Here is a 25,354-nt window from a genome sequence, read left to right as displayed (position 1 = left end):
TGTAGATTCTTTTAGAATGACAAACCTGATGTTAATGCCATTTTCCACCAAAAGCGGGTTTTATCCTGCTCTCAAATTTGAAAATATTATCTACTTTTCCCAATTAATTTTTTTCGTCTGAACATTCTGAGAATCTGTTCCGACCATAATATCAAATTCTCCGGCTTCCCAATCGTAATTTAATGCGTCATCATAGAACTTTAAATTTTCCATTGTTAAAGTGAAATTGATGGTTTTAGTTTCTCCTTTTTTGATATAAACTTTTTCAAACCCTTTCAATTCTTTTATTGGTCTGACTACTTTTCCAAATAAATCTCTGATATATAATTGCACCACTTCTTCGCCATCGTAATTTCCGGTATTGGTAACTTTTACGCTAATATTTAACGTCTGATTTCCTTTAAGATTTGTCGAACTTAAATTCATATCAGAATATTTAAACTGAGTATAGCTCAAGCCAAAACCAAACGGGAATTTCGGGTCATTATCCAAATCGATGTACGCAGACACGTAGTTTCGGTCTGTATTATTTTTCGCAGGTCTACCTGTATTGTAATGATTGTAGTAAATTGGAACTTGTCCAACCGTTCTCGGGAAAGTCATTGGTAGTTTGCCCGCTGGATTTACGGTTCCAAAAAGAACGTCTGCGATAGAATTTCCGGCTTCCGTACCCAGCCACCAAGTGTAAACGATTGTCGGAATATTATCTGCAGCCCAGTCAAAAACCAAAGGTCTTCCTGCGTTGATCATCAGAACAATCGGCTTTCCTGTTTTGGCGATTTCTTTTAATAAATCTTCCTGAACTCCCGAAAAATGAAGATTACTTCTGCTCTTCGCTTCGCCGCTCATGGCATGACCTTCGCCCAAAGTCATGATGACAACATCCGCTTTTTTCGCAGTTTCAACCGCTTCGGCAAACATCGATTTATCATTGTCATCAACGTTGGCACCTTTTGCATAAAGCAATGTTGAGTTTTTATCTAACTGATTTTTAATTCCATCAAATTGGGTAACAATTCTTTGGTTATCATCTTTAAAAGCAACCGACCAAAAGCCGTGATTGGCAACTGTTTCTTTTCCAAACGGTCCGATCAATGCAATTGTCTTTGTTGATTTTGAAAGTGGTAGAATGTTCTTTTCATTTTTCAGTAAAACAATAGATTTCGAACCAAATTCTCTCCCGAATTTTCTGTTTTCCTGATTGTTGAGCTGTTCTTTCTGCCTTTTCTCATTGCTGAACCGGTAAGGATCATCGAATAATCCCATTTCGAATTTCTTAACTAAAATTCTTCCCGCTGCATCATCAATTAATTTAGGATCAACCTTTCCTTTCTGAACTAATTTCGGAAGTTCTGCCATGTATGCACGGCTTTCCATATCCATGTCGCTTCCTGCATTGATGGCTTTTTCGGCTGCTTCTTTATTGTCTTTCGCATATCCGTGATAGACCATTTCGCCGATACTTCCCCAGTCTGAAACCACAAAACCCTTGTAATTCCATTGACCTTTTAAAATATCCCTTAAAATATATTTGTTTGCAGTCGCCGGAATTCCATTGATGTCGTTAAAAGAATTCATAAAAGTTGCCACACCCGCTTCTGCAGCCGCTTTAAAAGGTGGTAAATAGGTTTCATGAAGCTGTCGTAAACTCATGTCTACCGAATTGTAATCTCTGCCGCCAACTGCTGCTCCGTACGCTGCAAAATGCTTCGCACACGCCATAATTGCATCAAGATTTCCCAAACCTTTTCCCTGAAAACCTTTGATTCTTGCCAAACCAATCTGTGTTCCCAAGTACGTATCTTCGCCCGAACCTTCCATCACTCTTCCCCATCTTGGATCTCTGGCAATATCAACCATTGGGGCAAAAGTCCAGTGAATTCCGTAAGCGGATGCTTCTGTTGCGGCAATTCTTTCAGATTTTTCAATTAATTTTAAATCCCAGCTTGCTGCCTGTCCGAGGTTCACAGGAAAAGTAGTTCTGTAGCCATGAATGACATCCTGACCGAACAACATTGGAATTTTCAGTCTTGATTTCAACGCAAGTTCCTGAAATTTTCTCGTTTCTTCTGCTCCCGAAACGTTCAGCATTGAACCAACTTTCCCTTGTTTAATTTCGTTTAAAACATTCGCAGAATTAGAATTCTGTGGACCGGTGGCGTATTCAAAACCGCTGTACTGAACGAGCTGACCGATTTTTTCTTCCAACGTCATTTTAGACAAAAGCTCAGTGACTTTCTGGTCAATTGTCTTTTGTCCAAAAGCATTTAATCCGAATGCTGCGAAGGTTAATATGATGTAGAGCTTTTTCATTGTAATTTTATTTTGCTTAAATTTTAACGCAAAGAGCGCAAAGATTTTTTTGAAAATAATGCCGTCGATTTTTAAGTTCGCAAAGGCGTTTGACTTCGTCGAATCTTCGATTTCACTTAAAAAAGATCACAAAGTTTTCACTTTTAAAATTTAGAAAATATAAGTAGCCACCGAACTTGCTGGAATATTTACCGGAGCAGTTTTACTTTTAAATTTAATATTAAAATTTTCATCTTTCTTACTGTAATTCTGAACAATCAAAACCGTTTTTCCTTCGGGCGTTTTGAAGGCAACCGTTGATAAATTGTCTGTCTGAGTGGAAGAAATTCTCTGAGAGTTGGCAGGAACAAATTTCGAGGCGTGAGCAATAATATAATATCCAACGTTTCTTGTGAAATTGTCTTTATCTAAAACCGTAATTGCGCCTTTGCATTCGGTGCAGCCGCCCTGAGTATGAGGCTTGAATTCAGCATCGTTGGCTAAATTCCATTCTAAGGCGATTTTACTCCAGTTTCTCATCGAACCGATGACTACATTCTTTGCATGCCAGTTCAGATCTCCATCAAATGTTCCTTTTGAACCTGTCCATTGTTCTGTGAAGTATAAATTTTTGTTTGGATGAGCGTTATAAACAGTGCTTAAAGCAGAAATATCGCCGTCATACAAATGAAAAGCCGAGCCGTCAATGTATTGATTGGCTTCAGGATCGTTTAAAATATTGATGGCATATTCCGGTTTGTTGCAGTTGTGATCATAAACGACAATTTTAGTTTTAATTTGATTGGATTTAAAAATTGGTCCTAAACTTTGCTTGATAAAATCCCTCTGCTGATCTGAAACCATTAGTAAACTTGGATTATTTCCAGGATGCAAAGGTTCGTTTTGAGGAGTTACGGCATCGATTGTAATTCCTTCTTTAGCCATTCCCTGAATGTACTTGACAAAATATTTTGCATACGTATCATAAAATTCAGGTTTTAAACTTCCTCCAATTGATTTTCCGTTGTCTTTCATCCAAACCGGAGGTGACCACGGGGCAGCAATAATTTTGATTTTCGGATTGATGGCTAAAATTACTTTTAACATCGCAATTAAATCTTTGTCTCTTGCCAGACTGAATTTTGATAAAGTAGGATCTGTCTGTCCCTGAGGCAAATCATCGTAAGAAAAAACTTCACCATCCAGATCTGATGCGCCGATGCTTAATCTCAAATAACTGATGGAAATAGAATTTTCATCTTTCCCGAAAAGTTCATGTAATAAAGCTTTTCTTTTAGACGGAGACAGACGGTTGATCACTTCTACACTTCCGCCCGTTAATGTAAACCCAAAACCGTCAATATATTGAAACTTTTGAGTGTCATCAATTTCAATATTCTGAAAATTATTGGATGTATTTACAATAACCAAGGGTAGCTGTTGCTGTAATTTTACGCTTTCATCGCCTTTTGTAAGCCACGACTGAACCTGATTTTTCGTAGAAACTGTTGATGTGCATGAGCCTAAAGATAAAAGTACCACACCGCTGAAAAGCAGTGCAGTACTCTTTGAAAAGAAACTATATGATTTTTTCTTTAACATATTTAGTAACCGGGGTTTTGGGTTAGATTGGGATTATTATCCAACTGTGTTTGTGGAATTGGCCATAATAATCTGTTTTGATTTAAATTATTCACATACGGTAGAAGATTTCCTGCAGCATTTTTCTGTTGTGAAAGGATTTCAATTGCTTTTCCTGTCCGTTTCAGATCAAACCAACGGTGACCTTCAAATGCAAGTTCCAGTTTTCTTTCTTTAAGAATTTTATTAATTCCATCGTCGGTATTTGCAATGGTAACCGGTGTTAAACCTGAGTTGGCTCTTGCTCTTACCTGATTAACCAAAGTTGCAGCATCCGTGAAATTTCCCTGACGCACTAATGCTTCAGCTCTTATCAAAAGTAAATCTGCGTAACGCATCACATAGAAATTCTGATGACCTGTAGTGATTCTCATTTTATTCATAAAAGGAAATGCCGAACTCGGCCAAAAGTTATCTGACCAGTCAACGGTGGTAGGAGAAACCCAAATGCTTGAATTTTTTCTGACCAAGTCGTTTTCTGTATTAAAAGTATTTACCAAATCATAAGAAGGGGTATTGAATTTTTTCCAGTCTGTGCCGAAAAACATAGATGATCCCCAAGCCCAAATCGTTCCTGCGTTTCCATTGGATTCAAAAATGGATTCTGCATTAGCTTCATGAGCCCCGTCAAAAAGATGGTCGTAATTTGGAAGCAAAGAATATCCTTGTCCCATTAACTGCGTTGTGTAGTCTAAGACTTTTGCGTAATCCGGATTTGGTTTTGTTGCGTACACTTTTGCCAATAAAGATAAGGCTAAACCTCTTGTAGCTCTGTATTTATTTGAACTTGCAGGTGCACTCGCCAAAGCTCCCTCCAAATCTGAAATTATCTGAGCATACACCTCATTAACTGGCTTTCTTGCAGGATATACCTGACTGTAAACTTCATCAAAATTATCTGCATTTACCCCCACTACTGCTTTGGTAACCAAAGGGAAGTCGCCCCATAGTTGTACGCCATGAAAGTTATACATCGCTCTCATAATCGCAGCTTCAGCCTTCATTTCAGATCTACGCGCATTTGTTAGTGCGGGATCTGGAATGTTATCTACATAATTCAGAACTTTATTACAATTGTTGATAAATCTGAACAAATAATTCCAGTCTCTGTTGACGTTTGAATTGGTTGCGATAATTCTGTACTCATCAATTTGAAAATTCTGAATATTATCACTTCCGGCATGAGCTACATCGGTTTGAGCATCACCATTAAAAAAATAATCCAATTGCCAGTATTCGTTACCCAAATCTGTGTAGATCACCGTCATCAAACCTTCCGCTTCATCTGCCTTTGTATAAGGCGTATCATTATTTGGCACTGCTCTGTCTGTAAGTGGCTCTGTATCTAAATAATCACTGCAAGAAGTTGTTCCAACTGTTAAAGTTGCTCCAAGCAAAAAATAATATATTGTTTTGTTGATTTTCATGAGAATTTTAATTAAAAATTAGCTTTAAGACCGAAAATAAATGTTCTTACCTGAGGATAAGTTCCGTAATCTACACCAGAAACTCCGTTTGTAGTGTTGAATGCATTTACTTCCGGATCAAATCCAGTGTAATCTGTCCAGGTTACCAGATTTTGTCCGGTAACATAAAGATTTATCTTGCTCACACCTTTAAATGGACTTAAGAAATTATACCCAAGTGTAGCACTTTTAATTTTAATAAATGAGCCGTCTTCTACAAATCTGTCTGAAACATATTGTGAGCTGGTAGAATTTGCCCTTGGTGTGTTAGTGATTTGCCCAGGGGTAGTCCATCTGTTTAAAACGACTGCAGACTGGTTTTTAAAATCGTTCATCATTTCAAGATCAAATCTTGAAGCATTGTAAATTTCACCTCCGTAAGATCCTGTCACCAAAACATCTAAATAAAAGTTTTTATAAGAGAAATTATTACTGAAACCAAAACTAAAATCAGGATTTGGATTTCCAATTATTGTTCTGTCGTTGGGATCAAAAATTCCATTCCCATTATTGTCTTTATATACCAAATCACCCGTTTGCGAATCGACATGACTCACCTGATAGCCATAAAATGAACTAATTGCCTGACCTGGTGTAAATCTAACTAAGTTGGCTCCTACGGTTTCGATATTTGCCACATCGATATTCGGTCTGTAATTTAAATTTAAAACCTTATTTTTCGTGAATGAAATATTGAAGTTGGTGTTCCAGTTAAAGTTTTCTCCTTTGAAATTCTGTGTGTTCAGGGCAAATTCTAATCCCTGATTTTCCATGCTTCCAATATTCTTAAGTATATTTCCGATACCCGCACTTTCAAATGAAATAGGAACAATTAAATCTTTTGTTTTTCTTTTGTAAGCATCCGCACTTAATCTAATTCTGTTATTCAGAAAGCCAAAATCAATACCGACATTCGCATCTGTCGTCTTCTCCCAACCCAGGTCGCTACTATCCCATTGTTGGCTGAACCAAACACCATCCGGACCTAAACGTGAAATTCTTTCCAGATTATAATGAGAATACGGCGGAATTCCAGATGCGTTACCACTTTGTCCCCATCCTCCTCGTATTTTTAATTCTGAAAAAATTTTGCTGTCTGCCATGAAATCTTCATTGGAAACCGTCCATGCTCCTGAAACTCCCGGGAAGAATCCCCATTTATTTCCCGGTGCCAATGCTGAACTACCGTTGTATCTGAACACTCCCATGATGGTATATTTGTTATCATAAGTATATAATGCTCTTCCAAAGAATGAAAGCTCACGCAAATGTTCTTTTACAAGCGTTTCTCTTTTGTTGTCGATTACTGTATTATAATCAAAGAATGTGGTACCTTCAGGAAAATTGTTTCCTTCAAAATTATTCCATGAATTTCTTTTTTCATGAATCTGATTTCCTCCCAACAAAGCCAAATCGTGAACACCAGATTTTATTGTATACGTTAATGTATTTTCAATATTCATATCCTGGTAAGTCGATAAATATTTACCACCAATTCCTTTTTGCTGTCTTCCGTAACTTGTTTGATAACCATCTGTAAACTGGTCATTGGTAACATCAATTAAATCAAATGATACAGTTGGCTTCCAGACTAAGTTTTTGAGTAAATTAACTTCCAATCCTAAATTACTCATGAAACGCTGAGTTTGTGTTTCATTTTTTCTTGATTGATAAGCTACCGGGTTTTCCCATGAAGACTGGAATGGGTTCAACGCAAACTGACCGTCTTTGTAACCATCCAGATAATTTCCATTGGTATCCGTTTCTCTTACAGCAAGCTGACTACCGTAAATCGGTAAAAATGAAGGCGTATTTAAAGCACTTAAAATAACCCCACCTCTTGATGTACCTAAATTGTCATTGGTATTTTTAAGCGTTGTATTGATATAATTAAAATTACCCGTCAGTTTCAGCCAATTGGTAATTTTTGCATCTAAATTAACCTTCGCTGAAACTCTGTCGAATCTCGCTGGATCAATAATTCCGTCAATTCCCTGATAACCTAATGCGGTGTAAGCTCTCACTTTTTCGTTACCAAAAGAATAGTTTACATTGTAATTCTGATCAAAACCGGTTCTGAAAACTTCGTCTCTCCAGTTGGTATTGATACCCGCATATCGGGGATTATTAATCGTTGTAAGATAGGAAGGATTTATTTCTCCCATCAGCGCTTTATACTGATCTAAATTTAAAACATCAATATTGTTCACGGTTTTAGACATTCCCCAATAAGCATTAAATGCTAATTGTGGTTTGTTGGCTTTACCTCTTTTAGTCGTTACAATCACAACTCCGGAAGAACCGTTGATCCCGTAGATTGCTGCCGAAGTTGCATCTTTCAGAATCGTCATGTCGGTAATATCATCCGGATTGATTCCGCTGATGTCAAAAGTCTGAATTCCATCAACTACGTAAAGCGGATTCACACTTGACGAGATAGAATTATTTCCTCTGATTTTCACATCAATTGCAGCACCTGGCTTTCCGGAAGACTGAATTACATTCACACCGGCCGCATTTCCCTGTAAGGCCTGCCCAACATTGTAGATCGGTCTGTCATCAAATGTTTCGGCTTTTACGGTAGAAACGGCGCTCGTAAGGTTTGATTTTTTTACCGAACCATACCCAATCACCACAACTTCCTCAATCTTCTGCTCTTTCTGAACAGTATCTTTTGGGGTTGTCTGTGCATTGAAATTTGCCGTGAAATAAACTGCGGCAATGATTCCCAAACTTCTTGATATTTTTACATTCATATTATATGATAGTTTTTAATTCTCAAATTGAGACAATAAAAATATTATTTTTTTTGAATAGTTAATATATTTTTCATCATTATTTTGATATTTCTTTTATTTTTGGGTATTATGAGAACACAGATTCTTCGGATTTTTAAGATTTTAAGTAGAAAAGATAAGTAATTTAATCCCAAAATGGCGACCAACCTCCGTAAAATAACACTTCCGCTGAAACTGACCTTCCTCATTTTCTCGATGGTTCTGAACTGTATGGGAATAATCATTCTTCAGCTTTCAGAAGAGAACATTTCATATAATAAACTGGGGCTGTTAGAGGCTTTCAAAGATCTTCCGATTGCCCTGATTTCTATTTTTGCGGTAAGTTTTATCAGTAAAATCGGGACTAAGACTTCAATTATCTCAGCACTGATGATTGTGGCGGTTTGCTCCTTAATTTTACCGTTTGTGCAGGTTTTTTGGTTTTATAAATTATGGTTTGCCATTATTGGGGCCTGTTTTGCGTTGGGTAAAATCTGCGTATACAATATTATTAAGCATAATATTTTTGACGAGAAAACTTTAACGAAAACCATGAGCAGCGTCGAAGCCTCATTTATGATTGGAATTTTTGTGGTTAACACCGGCTTCGGATGGCTTATTTCAAGCGAATATGGTGAATTCTGGAAATTTGGTTTTTTTGGAATTTCTCTTATCAGTTTTTTCACAGTTTATCTTTTTATGAAAACAGAAATTAGCGAAACAGAAAACAAAAGCACGACACTTCTCCCCGACTTCAAAGGTTTTGGCAAACCTGCGTTCATTGCTTTTTTTTGCTTGCTTTTTTTTATCGTCTTTACCGAACAGAGTTTCAATTCGTGGTTACCTTCCTATTATAAAAATCATTTGGGCGTCGATTCTTTTTTTGCACTACAGGCGACATCTTTTTTGGCAGTTTTCAGTTATCTGGGACGAATTTTTACTGCTCAGATGATCAGAAAATTTGATTTATCTAAATATTTCTATTTCTGCGTTTGTATGGTTTTGCTGATTTTACTTCTGATTATTTTAATTCAATTTACAGATGATGACAAATCTTCGGTTCTGATGTTTATTTTTCCGGTCATAGGATTTTTTCTGGCACCACTCTATCCCGTTGCCAATTCGAAAATGATTTCTTCTGCAGATAAAGAAAAAGTGAATGTGCTTACTTCCATTATCGTGATTTTTTCATCTTTGGGAAGTTCGGCAAGCTCTGCTTTGATTTCGGTTTTGTTTGAAAATGAAATGCTAAATTATTACGCAGTTTTTATTTTTACAGCGGTGACCATAGTTTTTATATTCGGATTTTCATTTTTTAAGTTCATTAATCAAAAGTATTAGAAATAATTTTATTTTTACAGCATGAAAACAGATCATAATAAAAACATTGAAACTTTAAAAGAACTTATCGACAGTAAAGATTTTATCCCAAACCTGTCGGTAGACTGTACTATTTTTGGTTTTCATGACGGTATCCTGAAGGTTTTGCTTTTAAAATACCACGATCTTGATCTGTATTCTCTTCCCGGAGGTTTTGTTTTTTTGGATGAAGATCTTCGCGATGCCGCTGCGAGAGTTTTGTTGGAAAGAACGCATCTTAAAGACATTTTTCTGGAACAGTTTCATACTTTTGGAAGGATGAGCCGTACCGAAAATAATGTTCATAAAACTTTAATTCAGAACAAAGGTCTTGATGTCACCGAAAACCATTGGATTTTACAGCGCTTTATCACCGTTGCATACTGCAGTTTGATCGATTATTCTCTTGCCAACACCTTCGCCGATGCTTTTAACGAATCCTGTGCATGGTTTGAGGTAGACAAGCTTCCGCAGATGGCATTTGATCATGACAGAATTATCAGATCCGGACTGGAATTTCTGAGGGATAACATCGATACCCAAGTAGCAGCTTCCAATTTGCTTCCGGAAAAATTTACAATGAAAGATTTGCAGAGTCTTTACGAAACAATTTTGGGCGAAACTTTCAGAAGAAACAATTTTCAGCGAAAAATTTTGAGCATGAATATGCTTGAAAGACTGGAAAAATTATACGATGGTTCAGCAAACAAAGCGCCTTACCTCTATAAATTTATAGAAAAATACCATTCAAAATCAAAGCCTTATACTTTTTTGGAGGAAGATTTTATTTAAATTTCAATCTCTTTCATCATTATGACCTATTATTTTTTTGTCACTGTCTAAAAAATCTTATTTTTAGAAAAACAAATTTTTATGTCATATTATCCGCTTACCAGCATACCAGATTATTTTGGAATTGATGCTTTCCTTACCGATGAACACAAGCTTATCAGACAATCCGTACGGGATTGGGTAGAAAGTTTCGTGATGCCAAATATCGATCAGGCAGCACAAAATCACACTGATTTACCAAATTTAATGAAAGAACTGGGGAAAATCGGGGCTTTGGGACCTTATATTCCTGAAGAGTACGGCGGTTCGGGTCTTGACCAGATTTCTTACGGATTGATTATGCTGGAACTGGAAAGAGGAGATTCTGCTGTGCGTTCTGCAGCTTCTGTTCAGAGTTCTCTGGTGATGTTTCCGATTAATGAATTCGGTTCTGAAGAACAAAAAAAGAAATATTTACCTAAACTTGCATCAGGTGAAATGATCGGTTCTTTCGGTCTTACTGAGCCTAATCATGGTTCAGATCCAGGCTCAATGGAAACCTATTTCAAAGATATGGGAGATCATTATCTTTTGAACGGCGCCAAAATGTGGATTACCAATTCACCACTTTGCGATATTGCCGTGATTTGGGCAAAAAATGAAGAAGGAAAAGTACAGGGATTAATCGTGGAAAGAGGAATGGAAGGCTTTACCACACCGGAAACGCATAACAAATGGAGTTTGAGAGCTTCAAAAACAGGTGAATTGGTTTTTAATGATGTGAAAGTTCCGAAAGAAAATTTATTACCCAACGTTACGGGATTAAAAGGACCCTTATCCTGTTTAAATTCTGCACGTTACGGAATTTCATGGGGCGTAATTGGTGCAGCAATTGATTGCTACTGTACTGCTGTTCAGTATTCTAAAGAAAGAAAACAGTTTGGTAAACCGGTTGGCTCATTTCAGTTGCAGCAGAAAAAGCTGGCTGAATTTTTAACGGAAATTACAAAGGCACAATTGCTTTGTCTACAGTTAGGAAATCTTAAAAATGACCATAAGGCAAGTCCGGCTCAGATTTCCATGGCAAAAAGAAATAATGTAAAAATGGCGATTGATATTGCCAGAGAATCAAGACAGATCCTTGGTGGAATGGGAATCATGGGCGAATTCCCGATGATGCGTCACGCTGCCAATTTAGAATCTGTAATCACTTACGAAGGAACACACGATGTTCATTTGCTGATTACGGGATTGGATATTACCGGCTTTAATGCATTTTAAAAATAAATAATGTCTCTCGCAGATTTTACGAATTTAGCAGATTTGAAACATTAAAATAAATCAGCTAAATCTGCAAAATTTGCGAGAGTTTTAAAATTTAAGCAAGTTTTAATTTGCGTAAGTTTTCACATTTTCCACAAAACTTATTTCAGGATTTAAAATCTCAAGAATTAAATTCTGTATAGAAACCATTGCATTCTGCAATTCTCCCTGAGCAAATTCCAGCGCCACTACTCCTTTTTTGGCATCAGCAAAACTCCAGATTCCTGTTTGTACCGGAAGTCCCCAAAATTCGGGAAGACTCTGAACAACGTATTGGTACAGACAAAGCTGCATCGCCTGTTTGCGGTCGCTGTTCTGGAAATAATCATCCTGATTCAGTTCATCAATTTTGATCGTCAGATTTTTTGTTTTTGCGGTTTTGTAATCGATGATTCTGATGGTTCCGTTTAGCTGATCAATGCGGTCGATATACCCATAAAAAGATATTTTATCTTTTGAATCTTCATCGATGTAAAAATCTACATTTTCAAATTTTCTTTCGATATCGATAATCTTCAGTTCGTTTCCGGCTTTTATCAGGTCAAGGTCAAAATTTAAAACAGATGCAATCACCTTTTTAGCGATGGCTCTGTGAATGAAGTTCATTCCTTTTTCGTAAAATTCGGGTTGATGTTTCAACTTTTCAATGGCTCCGTCAATATAGTGATCAATTGCTTGAATTGATTTCTGTAAATCACTTTCCTTTAATACTTTACCTTTTAATCCTTCATAAATATCCTGAAGTGAATAATGAACCAAATTCCCATAATTTCTTACAGAAAGTTCTTCTTCAATTTCGTCGGTTTCAGATGTATTTAAAATTTTCGAAGTGTAAAAATCAACAGGATTATAAAGATAGCTCGTTAAATGTGAAGCTGATACTCTCTCTTTCCAGCTCTGAAGTTTCTGCATTACGGCTTCAGTTTTCTGGATTTCAATCGGTTCCGTTTTTATTGGCTCGCTGGTGTTTTCTATGATCAAATGCTCGATGTTGTGACTGCTTTCCATCTCGATTTGCGTGATGAAACGGCTTTTTTCGCCTGTATTGACTCCCGAACTCAAAGCATTGTAAAGCAAATGCACATTCTCAGCATCCTGAATCAAGCGGTAAAAATGGTAGGCATAGATACTGTCATTTTCAAGGTAAGTATGAAGCTCAAAATGCCTTCTGATGTCAAAAGGAATGTAGGTGTTCTGAGAATTTCCGAGGGGAAGTTTTCCTTCGTTTACCGATAAGAGAATGACGTTTTTAAAGTTGAGCAAACGTGTTTCCAAAAGTCCCATTACCTGAAGGCCTTTCAGAGGTTCGCCCTGAAAATCAATACTTTCTGTGTTGATATGCTGATTAATCAAAACCTCGAGCGTTTCCATTTTAATATCAAACTGATACGGAAGAATCTGGTTTTTCAAAAGCCTGAAAGCATTTTCGAAATGAGAAATATTTTCGTACTGAATATCGTCGATTTCAAGCCACTTCAAACCAACACAAAAGTCTGTCAGCAAATCAAGATAAATCTGAGCCGAATCAGCTTTCAGCAAAAGTTTAAAATAAGAAAGCTCCGAAAGCAGTTCTGAGAAAAGGTTTCGCGAAATGTAAACGATGTTTCTCTCCTCTATTTTTGATTTAAAATTTGAAATAATCTTCTCGTCAGATTCCGACGCAGGAAGTTCTTCCAGAATTGGATAAATATCTCTGTAATAATACGTTGTTTTATTCTTCTCAAGCTGTTTCTGAAGATAAAAAAGTTGTTTTACAGCATTTGAAAAAGACAGGTTTTTTAACGGAAACCCCATTGTAATATTCAGATGATCCACGGCATGCATCACATCAAGACTTGCGGGCAAAAGATTTTCATCCAAAAGCACGACGGCAGTATCAGAATAGTCGGCATCAAGGCTTTCTCTAAAGATTTCAGGCAAAATTTTGGTCTGTGTGATATTCCCCGAAACTTCATAAACCTTAATATTTTTAGGCTGGTTAAAATCATTTTCAATCCATGTAAATTCACGGCTGTCATTGAATTCTTTCCATGTTTTGTGATCTCTCAGGAATTTCCCTGCTTCCTGTCTTTCATCGTCGAAATAATATCGGTCTCCCTGAAAATAACACTGTGCTTTATCCCACTGCAAAAGGTTTCGTACCAGTTTTTCTTCTACAGGTGTAAAAGCATTGAATCCGCAGAAAACAAATTTTTTATCCGTCTCTGTGGCATATTTTTGAATTTTTTCCGTCGCTATTTCATGAATCATTCCCGACGTTGCCCAGTTTTTTTCAAGCAACGCGGATTTCAGAGCCGGCAAATAAATATTCATGTTACGCCAGAAATTCAGGAACTTTTTACGAGGAACTTCATCCTGATCACCCAAATCCTGAGCCCATTCTTTGATGCGTTCTTCATCAAACATGTACTGCAAAACTGCGGTGTCGGAATCTGAAAATTTCAGAATGTCATCCCAATCCTTTTGTAATGTCGGAAACCATTTCAGAAAGTCTGAAAAACTATCCTGCGGAATGAGATTGAGTTTTCTGTAAACATCATAGGAAAACAACCACAGAGAAATCCCCTGAATGGGCTGTTGATCAACAATATCCACGATCAGATCTTCCACCGTAAAAAAATCCGGCAAAAAACCGGAATATTTTTTTTCTTCGAGAATCTGGCGGATGAAAACTATAGGTCTTTTCCCCGGCAAAACAATGCTGAATTTAGAAAGATCGCTTTCCTGAGCCAGCAGTTCATCGATTATTTTATTAAGAAACTTCAATGTATCGGTAGTTATTTAGTTTTTGCAGTTCCTCACTGATAAAATTATTGTAATACTCCTGCTTTTCCCTGTTGTTTCCATGATCCGTTTCGGCATCATACTTACGCTGGAAGTTTTTGTATTCCGTCAAAATATTCTTGTAGAGCGTATTGAAAAGCTTCTTATAATCAGCGGAAGTTTTAATTTTTTCTGATGCCTCTTTTCTGAATTTTCGCGCAAACATTTCAGCTATATCAAAATGTTTCTGCTCATGCAAAAGCACATAATCATTAATTCTTGTCACATCTTTCCATGATTTTTCAGGATTAAAGACAGTCAGAATTTTCATTTCAACAGGAGCTTTCGGGTTCGTTGTTGTTTTTGCGGAATGTTCCCAGCCACAGTTGGTAAAGGCAACTACTTCAGCGCCTTTTAGAATATTTGTTTTGCTTTTAAAATCGTCCCAAGTAAGTTTCCTCCCTTCACTCCAGTAGATTTTCTGAGCTGAAATAAAGACAAAAGACATTAAAAGTAAAAAAGCTGAGAATCTATATTTCATTTATTGAACTACAATTGTTTTTGTTATGAAAGTGGTATCACCGGTCCAGAATTTAAAATTATAAGTTCCGGCCACTTTCGGAGCAAAGTTGATCTGATTAAAGCCTTTGAAAGTTCCCGAGCCACAGTTGGCATTGGTTTTAAACTTATAAGCGGTCACGTTTCTGTCGAAATCTGCAGTATGAACGTAATCATAACCGTAAAAACCTTCACATTGCTGCGTAAATTTCTGATAGGTTCTGATGCTTTGTACATCAAAGACGCTCATGGTATCGTTTACAATCGCAACGCTGTCAATTTTTACTTTTTCCACCGACTGTATGGTTTCATAATCTTCATTATCATTACAGGAGGTGAATGTTAGGCCTGAAAGAATGGCAATAAAGCCTATGTTGAGTAGATTTTTCATTACATTAAATTTTATTCAGATATTTTAAATTTTCATCAAAAATTATTCCTTATGCTATTCAAATCAAGAATTAAAATTACCTTTTGATAAATAAACTACTTTTTTAGTGTCATAAAATTCTTCATCAAAATAATTTTTCAGATTGAATATTTCACACTTCAATCCGGCAAGCTCTTCAGCAAGCTCTCCGCCCTTCAGATAAAGAACTCCGTTGTGTTTTTGGTTCATCTGTTCTTTTTCAAATTTTCCTTTCAGCCAACGAAGAAATTCCGGCATCTGCGTCACTGCCCTGCTGACCACAAAATGGAATTTTTCTTTCAGCTTCTCAGCTCTTCCGTGAATGGCTGTTACATTGGTTAATCCTACGCCTTCAGCCACTGCGTTCACAACGGTGATTTTCTTTCCAATAGAATCGATCAGCGTAAACTGAGTTTCCGGAAACAGAATTGCCAAAGGAATTCCGGGAAAACCGCCGCCGGTGCCGATGTCTAAAACTTTAGTTCCTGGAGCAAATTCCATAACTTTTGCAATTCCCAGAGAGTGCAGAATGTGCTTTTCATAAAGCGATTCCATATCCTTTCGGGAGATCACGTTTATTTTTTCATTCCATTCTCCGTACAAACCTTCGAGTTTGGCAAACTGTTCTTTCTGTACATCTGTGAGATCGGGAAAATATTTTAATAATAACGCTGTAGACATCTTAAATAGTATAATTGAGCAAAAATAAAGTTTTTAGTTTCTCTAATCAAGTTTATGCGAAATTAATCTCTCTCAATCCTGTTTTTAGACTTTGACAGAATTAAAGAAAGTGCTGCATCCATATCCTTTGTTTTTTTTACTTTATCAAGGCTGATTTTGCTCGTGTAGCCGTCTTTCAACTGTACAGTCATGTTTCCTTCCTTTGAATTGATGTTCATACTGTTGATTTCATCCGGAGTAAAACGGTAATCGGCCCAAAGCTTTTTGAATTCCTTTTCGCTGATTTCCCTGTTGGATTTAGGTAAGAAACTGTACGTATTTTGTGTCTTTTTAATTTGAATTAAATTAAACTGATGATCATTCTCAGTATCATTAATCTGAACAACAAGCCCCGGCAAACCTGAAAACTTGTAAGGTCCGTCGCTTATCGGATAATCTTTACTGAACCATGCTGTCCAGCTTCTTCCTCTGTAATCTGCTGTGGCTTTCTGACAGTTGATATCTCCGATTTTTTTAAACTCGTTCTGAACTTTCCAGACCGGAAATTTTTCTTCTTTGATAACAAGATTTGCCGTTTGAAATTTATCGTAAAAGTTGATACTCTTTGGAGAATAGGTTTTGTGAATGGTGTAGGTAAGGTTTCTGTCAAAATTTTTGAACTCTGAAAGCACTTTGGAATCTTTGGTGGCAGCATAGACAGAATCTTTTTCAAATTTTGCGGCGTTGTAGAAATAAGATTCTTTTCCATCGGTATCGAGATTCATGTAGTCTGTTACCAAAGAATCTCTGGAAGCAACATCAGGACGGAATTTATACTCATAAACGAATCTGTAGTTTTGTCCGGCAAGTGTTGTTGCTACGAGTAGAAATAAAAGTCTTATCATTTTTTTAAATTTTCTCAAAAATAAATAAAAAATCTCTTGAAAGAGTGAATTTATCTATATTTAACAACTCTTGTCATGCTTAAAAATGTATTAATCTGTGGTATTTTAGTTTTTTGTCACAATCATAATTTATATATTTGTTCGAAAGACAAAAAGATTCATGAATAAACTATCAGATAGAGTAAACAGACTGGGTTACTCACAGACTTTTGTGATGTCTAACAAGGCAAGAGAGATGAAGGCCGAAGGCATTGATGTTATAAGCTTAACTTTAGGTGAACCGGATTTCGATGTTCCCGACAATATCAAACAGGCTGCTTTTGATGCCATCAACGAAAATTACAGCCACTACTCACCTGTTCCGGGATTTTTAGAATTGCGTCAGGCGATTTCAGATAAATTAAAAAGAGATAATAAATTAGATTATAAACCTGCACAGATTTGTGTTTCCAACGGTGCAAAGCAGGCCATCATTAATGTTTTGGCTGCCATTGTCAACGATGGAGATGAAGTAATTCTTCCTACGCCTTACTGGGTGAGTTATGATGAAATGGTAAAAATGATGGGCGGAAATTCCATAATGCTTCCAACATCATACGTTACCGACTTCAAAATTACTGCTGAGCAGCTTGAAGAGGCCATAAATGATAAAACAAAGGCAATACTTTTCAGTTCGCCGTGCAATCCTTCAGGAGGTTATTACACGTACGATGAATTGAAATCTTTGGCAAAAGTAATTGCGAAATATCCTCACGTAACGGTAATTTCAGACGAAATCTACGAATATATTAATTACGAAACCAAAACCACTTCTATCGCACAGTTTCCTGAAGTGTACGAACAAACCGCAGTAATCAACGGAATGTCCAAAGCTTTTGCGATGACAGGATGGAGAATCGGTTATTCAGCGTGCCCGGAATGGCTGGCAAAAGCCTGCGAAAAAGTACAGGGACAAATGACAAGCGGAGCGAATACTGTTGCTCAAAGAGCTTCAATTGTAGCTTTAAAAACAGATCCGTCAGAATACAAATACATGATCAATGCTTTCGAACAAAGAAGAAATCTGATGTTTGAGCTGATGAAAGAGATCACAGGTTTCAAGGTTCTTTTGCCTAAAGCTGCCTTCTATTTCTTCCCTGATATTTCTTATTACATCGGAAAAACTTTGAACGGAACTGAAATAAAAGATGCTGACGATTTTGCGATGTTCCTTCTGGAAAATGCTCACGTAGGCTGCGTCGGCGGAGTTTCTTTTGGAAGCCCTGAATGTATTAGATTTTCCTATGCAGCTTCAGAAGAAGAATTGAGAGAAGCGATGAGAAGAATTAAAGAAACTTTAGAAAAATACAGTTAAAAAACACAAATTTATCAGATGAATTTTTTCAAAAAACTGACCATTGCCACAAGCATTGCAGCAGCAAGTTTCTGTGTCTGTGCGCACGCGCAGGATTTCCAGTGGAAGGAAGCAAAATCTAACGGTTACACATATAAATACGTGACCAACGATCCCACCTCTGCAAGATATTATACTTTAAAAAACGGTTTGACGGTCATTTTAAGTCCGACCAATAAGGAGCCGAGAATCCAGACTTATATTGCGACAAAAGCAGGGAGCAAAACCGATCCGGCCGACCACACAGGTTTGGCTCATTACCTTGAGCACATGCTTTTCAAAGGCACAGATAAGTTCGGTTCTAAAGACTGGGCTAAGGAAAAGCCTTTACTGGATCAGATTGATGCTTTGTACGAACAATACAATCAGACGAAAGACGAAGCAAAGAGAAAAGAGATTTACAAAAACATTGATAAAGTTTCCGGTGAAGCAGCAAAATATGCTATCGCCAACGAATACGATAAAATGATGGCTTCTATGGGTGGCGACGGCACAAACGCCTTCACATCGGTGGAGCAAACGGTGTATACAGAAGATATTCCGGCGAATGCGGTTGATAAATTTCTGGCATTGCAGGGCGAGAGATTCAGAGCACCGATTCTGAGGCTTTTCCATACTGAGCTCGAAGCGGTTTATGAAGAGAAAAACAGAGCTTTGGATGACGATGACGATAAATCTTATGAAGCATTCTTTGCAGCTATTTTCCCGAACAACAATTACGGAAAACAGACTACAATCGGAACGGTTGAGCACCTGAAAAACCCTTCACTAAAGGCGATCAGAGAATATTACAATAATTATTATGTTCCCAATAATATGGGAATCATCATGTCGGGAGATTTTAATCCTGATGAAATAATTGCCAAAATCGACAAGGCTTTTTCTTACATGAAGCAAAAGGCAGTTCCCAATTATGTTGTCGGACAGGAAAAAGCGATCACTTCTCCCGTGACAAAAGAAGTTTTTGGCCCGAATCCTGAAAGTTTACTGATGGGCTTCAGATTTCCGGGCGCAACAACCAAAGATGCGAGAATGCTGAATCTGGTGGGAAGTATGCTGACTAACGGACAGGCAGGATTGATTGATTTAAATTTAGTTAAAAAACAAAAACTCCTCGGGGCAAGCGCTTTCCCTTATGTTTTAAAAGATTATTCCACTTTATTATTGAGCGGAAGACCTACGGAAGGTCAGTCTTTGGATGAAGTCAAAAATTTACTCCTTCAACAGATTGAAAAGCTTAGAAAAGGAGATTTCTCTGAAGATTTGATCCAGTCTATCGTCAACAATGAAAAGAAAAGCATCATTCAGCGGGACGAAAAATATTCTTCAAGAGCCGATATTCTGATGAGTGAATTTACATCTGAAATTGACCACAAAGTTTCTTTGGAATATGTGAAAGAGATTTCTGCGATTACCAAGAAAGATATTATGGATTTCGCTTCAAAATATCTTCAGGACAACAATTACGTATCGATTTATAAACGAAAAGGCGAAGACAAAAATATCGCTAAAGTTGAAAAACCGACCATCACTCCGGTTTCGGTGAACAGAGAAGATCAGTCTCCGTTCCTGAAAAAGATCGATGCAATGCCTGAAAATGCCATTTCCCCGATCTGGCTGAATTTTGAAAAGGACATAACGAAAAACAAACTGGGAACGGTGGATGTTCTTTCCGTTAAAAACAGTGATAATGCATTATTCAGAATGTATTACTATTTCGAGGCTGGAAAATGGAGCAATAAAATGTTGCCTCTGGCAGCAGAATATCTTCAGTATTTAGGTACGAAAAATAAATCTTCAGAAGATATCAGTAAAGAGTTTTACAAACTGGCTTCCAGCTTTAACGTAGGAGCCGGAAATGAAACGACCTACATCTCACTTGAAGGTTTAAACGAAAACTTTGAGAAAACAGCAGCGCTTTTTGAAGATTTAATTAAAAACTGTCAGGCAGATCAGGCAGCTTTGGAAGCTTATAAAGTCCGTCTGAGAAAGGCAAGAGACAATGCCAAGCAGAACAAAGGATCAATTATGGCTGGATTGAGAAGCTATGCACAGTACGGTGCTCAGAATCCTTTCAATAATGTTTTGAGTGATGCTGAACTGGATGCGTTGAAGGCCGAAGATTTGGTTAAAATCCTGAAAGATTTATTCACATTCAAGCATAAAGTTCTTTATTACGGACCAAAAACCGGAACTGAAGTGACTGCATCTTTAAAACCTATCCATCCTGTGGCATCAGATTTAAAGGATATGCCGAAATCGAAAACGTTTACCCAAATTTCATCCGACAAAAACAAAGTTCTGTTTTCCGATTTTGATATGGTTCAGGCTGAAGTTTTTTGGGTAAAAAATGGCGAACTTTACAATCCTACAATCACACCGACGGCTCAGCTCTTCAATAATTATTTCGGCAGCGGAATGGGTTCCATCGTGTTCCAGACCATCAGAGAGTCTAAAGCTTTGGCGTACTCAAGCTATTCTGCCTACTCGATGCCTTCCAAAAAAGAAGATAAAAGTTCAGTGATTGCTTATGTAGGAACGCAGGCTGATAAATTTAATGATGCAACTGTCGCTATGAACGAGCTTCTGAATGAACTTCCGAAATCTGAGCAGTTGGTCGAAACAGCCAAAAATTCTTTAAGAAAATCGATTGCTGCTGAAAGAATCACTCAGGATGGAATCATTTTTAATTATCTTGCCGCCCAAAGACTCGGAAACAATTTTGACATGAGAAAAAATGTCTACGATCAGTCTCCGAAACTTAATTTTTCGGATCTCAACAATTTCCACAATAAGGAAATGAAAAATAAGAATTACACGTATTGCATTGTAGCTTCTAAAGATAAAGTGAAGGAAGAGGATATGAAGAAATTAGGCGAAGTGAAAAAGCTGAGCCTTACAGAAATCTTCGGATATTAAAACCAAATCAGCTCTCAAATTTGAGAGCTTTTTTTTATTGAAACCAAAAACAATTATAGATTTTATTTATTGGATAGTTTTAATTCAATAGACGAAAAGCAATATATTTGCACCAGAAAAATTTAAATAAAAACAAGAAAATTATGTCTTTAGTAGGAAAAAAATTCCCAAATGTAACGATTGACGCAATGTCTGAAATGGGTGATGATTTAAGAATCAATGTATTTCAGGAAGCTGCAGAAAACCAACAAAAAGTTCTTTTATTCTGGTACCCGAAAGATTTCACTTTCGTTTGCCCGACTGAGCTTCACGCTTTTCAGGAAGCTTTACCTGAATTCGAAAAAAGAAATACTAAAGTAATCGGTGCTTCTTGTGATACAAACGAAGTACATTTCGCATGGTTAAATGTATCAAAAGACAACGGTGGTATTGAAGGTGTAACTTACCCGCTTTTGGCTGATACTCACAGACAGTTGGCAAATCTGCTTGACATTGTAGATCAGGATCTTGATTTTGACGAAGAAGGAAATGAAGTTTTCACAGGTTCTAACGTTACTTACAGAGCAACTTATCTTATCGACGAGACCGGAAAAGTATTTCACGAAGCGGTAAACGATATGCCTTTGGGAAGAAATGTAAAAGAATTCTTAAGAATGATTGACGCTTACACTCACGTTCAGAAGCATGGTGAAGTTTGCCCTGCCAACTGGGAAGAAGGAAAAGATGCGATGAAAGCAGACAGAACTTCTACAGCTGAGTATTTAGCAAAAAACTAAGATAAATGTGTTAATTTGAAAATGAGATAATTAGAAAATTAATCACATGATTATTTAAAAATTATCTCATTTTCTGTTTAATGACATTTTCAAATTAATAAATTTTCACATTTTCAAATTGAAATTATGTATACAGAATTAGCGGAAGATACGTTGCAAAGCATTGTAAGCGATAATGAAAAAGTTGTGGTGCAATACGGAGCAACATGGTGTGGAAACTGCAGAATTATGAAGCCGAAATTCAAAAAATTAGCTTCTGAGAATGATGCAATTCCTTTTTTATATGTGGATGCAGAAAAACTTCCTGAAAGTAGAAAATTAGCTAAAGTAGACAATTTGCCTACGTTTGCCATTTTCAAAAACGGAGAACTGGTAAATCAGGTGCAGTCTAACAAAGCTGAAAGTTTAATTGAATTATTCATCGAACTTTAATTACAATGAAATTACCGATTATAAGACAGTTTTTTCAGACACAGACTCCTGAAAATTTAGAAAAAACTTTGGAAGTTCTGGAAAGCTTTACAGAATTCAGAGGAACCACTGACGAAGATATGAATGTTGCCGGAGAATTGATCACCAATATCTGCGGTGCTTTGGAAGTTCACGCCAACGTACAAAACGGAATGAGCGAAAAAGATGCCCTAAACTCTTTTGCACAAAAGGTTTTGGGATCGATTGATAAATAAATTTTAGTTTTAAAACTATAAAAACACTGCCCCTGAAGGATGAAACTTTCAGGGGCAGTTTATTTTAAAAGTCGTTTTAAACTTTTTTGTATTTGATCAAAATTTCCTTCGACAAACTCAGGATGACACAAGCATGATTTTAACGATGCTTTCTCGGCATTTTTCCACCCTTCAGAGTTGGAGGAAGAAAAATGGTTGAAAATTTTGTTTTTAAATACCTGTTTACGCTTACTTCTTCAGACACTTCTCCAGAAACTGATCCTGTTCCCAAAGCAAATGCAAAATGTTTTCTTTCGCAACATATCCGTGAGCTTCTTTAGGTAAAAGAACCATCTTCACTGGTGCCCCAAGGTTTTTCAAAGCCTGAAAATACCTTTCCGTCTGCAAAGTAAATGTTCCAGGATTATTGTCAGCATCACCGTGAATCAGCAACAGCGGAGTTTTCATTTTATCGGCATTCATAAAAGGAGACATTTCGTTGTAGATTTCCGGTACGTCCCAGTAATTTCTCTGTTCGCTTTGGAAACCGAATGGCGTCAAAGTTCTGTTATACGCACCACTTCTTGCAATTCCACATGCATAATCTTTGGAATGCGTCAGAAGATTCGCTGTCATAAAAGCTCCATAAGAATGTCCGCCCACAGCTACCTTTGTTCTGTCGATGTAACCTAACTGATCCACAGCATCAATTGCCGCTTTTCCGTTGGCAACCAACTGTGTGATAAAAGTATCGTTCGGTTCTGTTTTTCCTTCTCCGATGATCGGGAATGCTGCATCATCCAAAACCGCATACCCTTTTGCCGTCCAGTAAACAAACGAACCATAATATGGAAAGGTAAAGTCATTCGGGTTTTGTGTATTCTGCCCTGCCGTATTTTTATCTTTATATTCTGTTGGGTATGCCCAGATCAGCAACGGAAGCTTTTCTTTCTTCGCTTTTCTGTCGTAGTTGGCAGGTAAATAAAGCGTTCCCGTCAAAGTAACACCGTCGTTTCTTTTGTAGGTAATCACTTCCTTGTATACATCTTTAATGCTTTCAAAAGGATTGGCAAACTGCGTTACCGGCTCAGATTTATTGGATTTAATGTTCTTCTTAAAATAATTCGGATAAGAACTTGCCGACTGCTGTATCGTTAAAACATCGCCTTTTTTAGGATCAATAATATCGATGATTTCTTCCTTGGCATTTTTCAGATTTGAGGTGTAGAGTCTTTTCTTTTTTAAAGATTTCATATCCAGCTCATCCACAAAAGGATGTTGACCGTCTTTCGTAAAACCTGCTCCGATAAGGTAAGCCTTCTCCCCTTTCATATTGACCACATATCTTCCGAAATCATTTTTGGTTGTGTTGAAACTTCCCGGATCGCTATAAACATCCTGATAATTTCGGTCCTCAATGACCTGAGATTTTCCGCTGTTCAGGTCGATCAGATAGGATTTTGTATTTCTGGTGTCGTACCAGCCTTCCGAAACAATAGCGTAATGATCGTTTGTCCAGCTCGTGCCTTCATAACGCTGTTTTGTTTTGAAAAAAGATTTTGGAGTTCCGTTGAAAGGTGCGTCCAAAGTGAAAACTTCATCTCTGAAATCCACTGTTTTAGACTGATCGCCACCATCCAAAGCTTCGGCATACACCAATGTTGCAGGCATATCGCTTCTCCAGCTCATGTCTCTTTTCCCCATTCTTACAGAGGAAAAACCTTTAGGCATAATTTCATTCAGCGGAATCTCATTGACCACTTTTATTACATTTCCATTTGCATCATAAACGGTTGAAGTCATCGGAAAACGGTTCAACGGAACGATGTAGGAATAAGGTCTTTTAATCGTAGTTGCCATCAGATATTTTCCGTCAGGAGAATAAGACAGACCGGCATAAAGATCTTTTTCTTTAAATTTTTTCTGATTTCCATTAAGGTCAGTATGATACAGTTCAGAGCTCATCAGGTTGTCAAAATTCTTTTCATCCTGAGGGTTCTTAAGCAAATCCTGATATGTTCTGTTTTGTGAAACCTTACCATCTGCTGTCGAAACAATCGGGCCTGTCGGTAAATCTTTGGAAGCATCAATCAGTTTCGGACGGTTGGCCGGAAGGACTTTTAAAAGGAAACTCTGAGAATCCTTCATCCACGTGTAAGGCGAACCGTAATTGGCATTCAGATTATCCTGAGAAATCTTTTTTGCCGTTGCTGTTTCCAGATCGATTACCCAAAGTTCAACTCCTTTGTCGGTGGTGTTGGTAAAAGCCATTCTCTTTTCATCTGGCGAAAAACTCGTATTGGTAATCTTCGGATTTTGAGGCAAACCTTTTACCTGAACTTCCGTTTTATCATTCATCTTCCGCACTTTCAGATTGTTGATGTACGTCACCGAACTTGAAATATTGGTCACCGGATTAATTCTCAAGCCGCCCAGTTTCATTTCCTGCTGATTGAGATCATCCAGCGTTTTGTACGTTGGTCTGTACACAAAAACAACCCAGTCTTTTTTTGAATTGGTAAGAACACTTGGCGGTCGCTCATAATCTGCCAGCTGCAAAATCTCCGCAGAAGGCTTCTGATAGCCGATGTTTTCCTGCGCTTCATAAAAATTCAGAAAAGCCAGCAAACAGATAGTTAATTTAATCTTCATAATCTAATTGATTTTTGACGAAATT

At 37.3% G+C, this 25,354-nt stretch carries 18 protein-coding genes; 8 read left to right on the top strand and 10 right to left on the bottom strand.

What is annotated here, in order from left to right:
* Nucleotides 1-90 precede the first annotated feature (90 nt).
* From bglX to NG809_RS00420, 4 genes are all read right to left on the bottom strand, one after another.
* Nucleotides 91-2,313: a beta-glucosidase BglX gene (gene bglX, locus NG809_RS00435; RefSeq protein WP_262147104.1), complete on the bottom strand. Its 2,223-nt coding sequence runs from the start codon at nt 2,311-2,313 to the stop codon at nt 91-93.
* Between the two features lie 150 nt (nt 2,314-2,463).
* Nucleotides 2,464-3,894 carry a glycoside hydrolase family 30 protein gene (locus tag NG809_RS00430; RefSeq protein WP_262147103.1) on the bottom strand — a complete coding sequence of 477 codons (1,431 nt, stop codon included), beginning with the start codon at nt 3,892-3,894 and terminating at the stop codon, nt 2,464-2,466.
* Nucleotides 3,895-3,896: 2 nt separating this feature from the next.
* On the bottom strand, nt 3,897-5,360 hold the full coding sequence (locus NG809_RS00425) for a RagB/SusD family nutrient uptake outer membrane protein (RefSeq protein WP_262147101.1): 1,464 nt from the start codon (nt 5,358-5,360) through the stop codon (nt 3,897-3,899).
* An 11-nt stretch (nt 5,361-5,371) separates the two neighbouring features.
* On the bottom strand, nt 5,372-8,155 hold the full coding sequence (locus NG809_RS00420) for a SusC/RagA family TonB-linked outer membrane protein (RefSeq protein ID WP_262147099.1): 2,784 nt from the start codon (nt 8,153-8,155) through the stop codon (nt 5,372-5,374).
* Nucleotides 8,156-8,332: 177 nt separating this feature from the next.
* Between NG809_RS00420 and NG809_RS00415 the strand changes: the two genes are divergently transcribed.
* From NG809_RS00415 to NG809_RS00405, 3 genes are all read left to right on the top strand, one after another.
* Nucleotides 8,333-9,517 (top strand): MFS transporter, encoded by a 1,185-nt coding sequence (locus NG809_RS00415; RefSeq protein WP_262147097.1) that lies wholly within the window; start codon nt 8,333-8,335, stop codon nt 9,515-9,517.
* A 21-nt stretch (nt 9,518-9,538) separates the two neighbouring features.
* Nucleotides 9,539-10,327 carry an NUDIX hydrolase gene (locus NG809_RS00410; RefSeq protein WP_262147095.1) on the top strand — a complete coding sequence of 263 codons (789 nt, stop codon included), beginning with the start codon at nt 9,539-9,541 and terminating at the stop codon, nt 10,325-10,327.
* Nucleotides 10,328-10,408: 81 nt separating this feature from the next.
* Nucleotides 10,409-11,587 (top strand): acyl-CoA dehydrogenase family protein, encoded by a 1,179-nt coding sequence (locus tag NG809_RS00405; RefSeq protein ID WP_262147094.1) that lies wholly within the window; start codon nt 10,409-10,411, stop codon nt 11,585-11,587.
* 108 nt (nt 11,588-11,695) lie between these two features.
* Here NG809_RS00405 and NG809_RS00400 read toward each other — a convergent pair whose 3' ends face one another.
* The 5 genes from NG809_RS00400 to NG809_RS00380 all read right to left on the bottom strand — a co-directional run bounded on the left by NG809_RS00400 (nt 11,696) and on the right by NG809_RS00380 (nt 16,924).
* A complete protein-coding gene (locus NG809_RS00400; RefSeq protein WP_262147093.1) occupies nt 11,696-14,395 on the bottom strand; it encodes a PD-(D/E)XK nuclease family protein in 2,700 nt (899 codons plus the stop codon).
* Nucleotides 14,382-14,933, bottom strand: coding sequence for a DUF922 domain-containing Zn-dependent protease (locus tag NG809_RS00395; protein WP_262147092.1), 552 nt, complete (start codon nt 14,931-14,933; stop codon nt 14,382-14,384). The genes NG809_RS00400 and NG809_RS00395 overlap by 14 nt, the downstream gene beginning before the upstream one ends.
* Nucleotides 14,934-15,341, bottom strand: coding sequence for a hypothetical protein (locus NG809_RS00390; protein WP_262147090.1), 408 nt, complete (start codon nt 15,339-15,341; stop codon nt 14,934-14,936).
* Nucleotides 15,342-15,404: 63 nt separating this feature from the next.
* A complete protein-coding gene (gene rsmG, locus NG809_RS00385; protein WP_262147088.1) occupies nt 15,405-16,040 on the bottom strand; it encodes a 16S rRNA (guanine(527)-N(7))-methyltransferase RsmG in 636 nt (211 codons plus the stop codon).
* A gap of 62 nt (nt 16,041-16,102) precedes the next feature.
* Nucleotides 16,103-16,924, bottom strand: coding sequence for a GLPGLI family protein (locus NG809_RS00380; RefSeq protein WP_262147086.1), 822 nt, complete (start codon nt 16,922-16,924; stop codon nt 16,103-16,105).
* Nucleotides 16,925-17,084: 160 nt separating this feature from the next.
* On the opposite strand from NG809_RS00380, the gene NG809_RS00375 reads away from it, so the two are divergent.
* The 5 genes from NG809_RS00375 (at nt 17,085) to NG809_RS00355 (ending at nt 22,698) form a co-directional block, all read left to right on the top strand.
* The gene (locus tag NG809_RS00375) at nt 17,085-18,278 is read left to right on the top strand and encodes a pyridoxal phosphate-dependent aminotransferase (RefSeq protein ID WP_262147084.1); all 1,194 of its coding nucleotides are present in this window, start codon (nt 17,085-17,087) and stop codon (nt 18,276-18,278) included.
* Between the two features lie 18 nt (nt 18,279-18,296).
* Nucleotides 18,297-21,236, top strand: a complete 2,940-nt coding sequence (locus NG809_RS00370) for a M16 family metallopeptidase (RefSeq protein WP_262147083.1) — start codon at nt 18,297-18,299, stop codon at nt 21,234-21,236.
* Between the two features lie 143 nt (nt 21,237-21,379).
* Entirely contained in the window at nt 21,380-22,012 is a 633-nt protein-coding gene (locus NG809_RS00365) for a peroxiredoxin (RefSeq protein WP_056030238.1), read from the top strand.
* Nucleotides 22,013-22,138: 126 nt separating this feature from the next.
* Nucleotides 22,139-22,444 carry a thioredoxin family protein gene (locus NG809_RS00360; RefSeq protein WP_262147077.1) on the top strand — a complete coding sequence of 102 codons (306 nt, stop codon included), beginning with the start codon at nt 22,139-22,141 and terminating at the stop codon, nt 22,442-22,444.
* A 5-nt stretch (nt 22,445-22,449) separates the two neighbouring features.
* A complete protein-coding gene (locus NG809_RS00355) occupies nt 22,450-22,698 on the top strand; it encodes a DUF6952 family protein (protein ID WP_262147076.1) in 249 nt (82 codons plus the stop codon).
* Nucleotides 22,699-22,926: 228 nt separating this feature from the next.
* On the opposite strand, the gene NG809_RS00350 is transcribed toward NG809_RS00355, so the two are convergent.
* A complete protein-coding gene (locus NG809_RS00350) occupies nt 22,927-25,329 on the bottom strand; it encodes an alpha/beta hydrolase family protein (RefSeq protein WP_262147074.1) in 2,403 nt (800 codons plus the stop codon).
* Nucleotides 25,330-25,354: the final 25 nt, after the last annotated feature.

It is taken from the genome of Chryseobacterium foetidum (assembly GCF_025457425.1).
Taxonomy (GTDB): Bacteria; Bacteroidota; Bacteroidia; order Flavobacteriales; family Weeksellaceae; genus Chryseobacterium; species Chryseobacterium foetidum.
This window is presented reverse-complemented; position numbering and strand designations above follow the sequence as displayed.